This window comes from Streptomyces sp. W16 (assembly GCF_033194735.1).
Classification (GTDB): domain Bacteria; phylum Actinomycetota; class Actinomycetes; order Streptomycetales; family Streptomycetaceae; genus Streptomyces.
The window spans coordinates 1-3,819 of sequence record NZ_JAWOAI010000737.1; the positions used below are offsets into that span (position 1 = coordinate 1).

At 69.0% G+C, this 3,819-nt stretch carries 3 protein-coding genes and 1 pseudogene; 1 reads left to right on the forward strand and 3 read right to left on the reverse strand.

Translation table 11 applies throughout. The annotated features are described in order from the left end of the window. Positions 1 to 455 (forward strand): annotated as a pseudogene (locus tag R6V09_RS48220) (nucleopolyhedrovirus P10 family protein); the annotation flags it as partial. Positions 456 to 486: 31 nt separating this feature from the next. Here R6V09_RS48220 and R6V09_RS48225 read toward each other — a convergent pair. From R6V09_RS48225 to R6V09_RS48235, 3 genes are all read right to left on the reverse strand, one after another. Beyond that, positions 487 to 1,299 carry an enoyl-CoA hydratase/isomerase family protein gene (locus R6V09_RS48225; protein WP_317887789.1) on the reverse strand — a complete coding sequence of 271 codons (813 nt, stop codon included), beginning with the start codon at positions 1,297 to 1,299 and terminating at the stop codon, positions 487 to 489. Positions 1,300 to 1,416: 117 nt separating this feature from the next. Next, positions 1,417 to 1,635, reverse strand: coding sequence for a helix-turn-helix domain-containing protein (locus R6V09_RS48230; protein WP_019060653.1), 219 nt, complete (start codon positions 1,633 to 1,635; stop codon positions 1,417 to 1,419). Between the two features lie 350 nt (positions 1,636 to 1,985). Then, positions 1,986 to 3,584 carry an ABC-F family ATP-binding cassette domain-containing protein gene (locus R6V09_RS48235; RefSeq protein WP_317887790.1) on the reverse strand — a complete coding sequence of 533 codons (1,599 nt, stop codon included), beginning with the start codon at positions 3,582 to 3,584 and terminating at the stop codon, positions 1,986 to 1,988. Positions 3,585 to 3,819: the final 235 nt, after the last annotated feature.

Genomic DNA, 3,819 nt, shown 5'->3' on the forward strand with positions numbered 1-3,819 from the left:
CGTCCCGGCTGCGCACGGCCCTGGCGACGGCCGCGGCGGAGCGGCTCGGGCTGGTGGTGTCGGAGGTTGATCTACAGGTGACAGCCTTGCTGGACCATATGGACGACGTTGACCGTGTGGACGATGTGGATCATGCCCCCGCTGGCATTGACCACGTTGATGACGTTGACCAGATGGTCAATGTTGACGACGGCGGCGAGTCCCTGATCATCGCAGCCGCGCTCGGCGTCCCGGGTGTGGCCCGGCTGACCGGTGCGCTGGGCGGACTGGGGCGGGCGGTGCACATCGAGGAGCGGCAGGACGAAGGTGCGTTGGCGCGCCTGCACGCGCGCGTGGAGGTCGCCGTGCGCGCGGACCACCGGGCCCTGGAGGTGGCCCGGGAGGTCCGCGCGAGGGTGGGCGAGGTGCTGCCCGGTCACCCAACCGTGGCGGTGCTCGTCACGAGGATCGGCTGAACCACGATCGACCGACGCCCATTCGTGACGCCTATTCGCCGACGCCGGCCAGGTCCCGCAGCCGCCGTGCCTGGGCGGCGCGCTCGGCCGTGCGCTGGTCGTCGTACGTACGCCCCTGGACGCCCTGGAGCAGCGCCTTGGTCTCGATGACGGCGTCGCGCGGCGCGGCCAGCAGTGCTGTCGCCAGGTCGCGTACGGCGTCCTCGACCTGGTCCGCGGGCACGGCGATGTTCGCCAGGCCGGTGCTCACCGCTTCCTCGGCCGAGACGAAGCGCCCGGTCGCGCAGATCTCCAGCGCGCGGGCGTAGCCGACGAGCCCCACCAGCGGGTGCGTGCCGGTCAGGTCGGGCACCAGTCCGAGGCTGGTCTCGCGCATGGCGAACTGCACGTCGTCGGCGACGACGCGCAGATCACAGGCGAGGGCGAGTTGGAACCCGGCCCCGATGGCATGCCCTTGTACGGCGGCGATGGACACGATGTCGCTGCGTCGCCACCAGGTGAAGCCCGCCTGGTACTCGGCGATGGCCCCGTCCAGCACGGCGTCACTGCTGTGCGCGAGGTCGATGAACGACGGTTCGCCGTCGAAGCCCTCGGGCGTGAACGCCTGCCGGTCGAGACCGGCCGAGAAGGACTTGCCCTCGGCACGCAGTACGACGACACGGACGGTGCCCGGCAGCAACCGCCCGGCCTCCGCCAACGCCCGCCACAGAGCAGGACTTTGGGCGTTGCGCTTGGCCGGGTTGGTCAGCGTCACCGTGGCGATCGCGTCGTCGACGGTGAGCCGTACGCCGTCCTTGTCGAGTACGGGACCGAGGTCCTTGTCGTCCTGTTCGGGCGAAGCCATGGGGCGCCTCCGATGTGTGCGGTCAACAGAGCAGAGCTAAGTGACTGCACAGTAACCACCCGGCCGGTCAGTCGTCCGACCGGGTGGCCACCATCGAAGCCGATGGGCCGCTCGGGATCAGGCCGAAGCCTTCTTGCCCCGGGTCGCCCCGCCACGCCCACGGAGCGTGACGCCGGACTCGCTGAGCATCCGGTGGACGAAGCCATACGAGCGGCCGGTCTCCTCGGCCAGCGCCCGGATGCTCGCACCGGAGTCGTACTTCTTCTTCAGGTCTGCCGCGAGCTTGTCGCGCGCGGCGCCGGTTACCCGGCTGCCCTTCTTCAGAGTCTCGGCCACCCGTGCCTCCTCATGGGAAGTGCGCTCTTGGTCTCCTCATGATCACCCCTCCAAGCGTTCATGGCCACCCATTCGGCAAGGTCCGTAAGACAAGGTTTTGACGACAGGAGCGCGTCCCCACAAGTGGAATGTGGAATTCCTGACGGTCACGTCCGTACGGCCGAACGAGTTGTTCCGCGAAGTACCTGGTCAGAGACACAGAACGGCCGAGCCCTTGTCGATAAAGGACTCGGCCGGGAAATTGATGTAGGACACACCTCGGTACGAGGAGATCTCACACAGATGGTGGATCACCGGTAGGCCGAATGATCCATACGCCGTTGATCAAGCATTCGATCAAGCCGGTTCGATCAGGCCAGGGCGACGAGATCTGCGTAGTCCGCGCCCCACAGGTCCTCGACACCGTCCGGCAGCAGGATGATCCGCTCCGGCTGCAGCGCCTCCACCGCGCCCTCGTCGTGGGTGACGAGGACGACGGCGCCCTTGTACGTGCGCAGCGCCCCGAGGATCTCCTCGCGGCTGGCCGGGTCGAGGTTGTTCGTCGGCTCGTCCAGGAGCAGGACGTTCGCCGAGGACACCACCAGGGTGGCCAGCGCGAGGCGGGTCTTCTCGCCGCCGGAGAGGACCCCGGCGGGCTTGTCGACGTCGTCGCCCGAGAACAGGAAGGAACCGAGCGTCTTGCGGACCTCGACCAGGTCCAGGTCGGGGGCGGCGGAGCGCATGTTCTCCAGGACCGTACGCTCCGGGTCGAGGGTCTCGTGCTCCTGCGCGTAATAGCCGAGCTTGAGGCCGTGGCCCTCGATGACCTCGCCGGTGTCGGGCTTCTCGGCGCCGCCGAGCAGCCGCAGCAGGGTCGTCTTGCCGGCGCCGTTCAGACCCAGGATGACGACGCGTGAGCCCTTGTCGATGGCCAGGTCGACGTCGGTGAAGATCTCCAGGGAGCCGTACGACTTCGACAGGCCCTCCGCCATGAGCGGGGTCTTGCCGCAGGGCGAGGGCTCCGGGAAGCGCAGCTTGGCGACCTTGTCGGAGACCCGCACCGCGTCCAGTCCGGCGAGCAGCCGGTCCGCGCGCTTGGCCATGTTCTGCGCGGCGACCGTCTTGGTGGCCTTGGCGCGCATCTTGTCGGCCTGCGAGTGCAGGGCGGCGGCCTTCTTCTCGGCGTTCTGCCGCTCGCGCTTGCGGCGCTTCTCGTCGGCCTCGCGCTGCTGCTGGTAGAGCTTCCAGCCCATGTTGTAGATGTCGATCTGGGCGCGGTTGGCGTCCAGGTAGAACACCTTGTTGACGACGGTCTCTACGAGGTCGGCGTCGTGGGAGATCACGATGAAGCCGCCGCGGTACGTCTTCAGGTAGTCGCGCAGCCAGACGATGGAGTCGGCGTCGAGGTGGTTCGTGGGCTCGTCGAGCAGGAGCGTGTCCGCGTCGGAGAACAAAATGCGGGCCAGCTCGATACGGCGCCGCTGACCACCGGAGAGCGTGTGCAGCGGCTGGCCGAGCACGCGGTCGGGCAGGCTCAGGGCGGCGGCGATGGTGGCGGCCTCGGCCTCGGCGGAGTAGCCGCCCTTGGTGAGGAACTCGGTCTCCTGGCGCTCGTACTGCCGCATGGCCTTGTCGCGGGTGGCGCCGCTGCCGTTGGCGATGCGCTGTTCGTTCTCCCGCATCTTGCGGATCAGGGTGTCCAGGCCGCGCGCGGAGAGGATGCGGTCGCTGGCGAGCACGTCCAGGTCGCCGGTGCGGGGGTCCTGCGGCAGGTAGCCGACCTCGCCGGAGCGGGTGACGGTGCCGCCGGCGGGCTGTCCCTCACCGGCCAGGACCTTGGTCAGGGTGGTCTTGCCGGCGCCGTTGCGACCGACCAGGCCGATGCGGTCGCCCTTGGCGATTCGGAAGGTCGCGGACTCGATGAGGACGCGGGCACCGGCGCGCAGCTCGATACCGGAGGCGGAGATCACGGTCAGACTCCAGAGCGGGGTCGAAGGCGGAAGGGGCGGCTGAGGACGTTCCCGCCGTCTAATGCGCGAGGAGAATGGCCATAGGCCAAGTCTAACGGGGCGGTGCAAGCGCTTTTTCTGCCTACGGCGGGCCGTTGCCCGGGGGCGCGCGGCCCGGAGTGATCCGGCCCACGTGGTCCACGGCGATGAGCTGGGCGGTCCCGGCCGGCGCCCGGACACGGCCGGGCGACGAGCG

Excerpts from the sequence above, each read along its gene's own strand:
- R6V09_RS48225 (WP_317887789.1), bottom strand. The coding sequence starts at position 1,299 with ATGGCTTCGCCCGAACAGGACGACAAGGACCTCGGTCCCGTACTCGAC.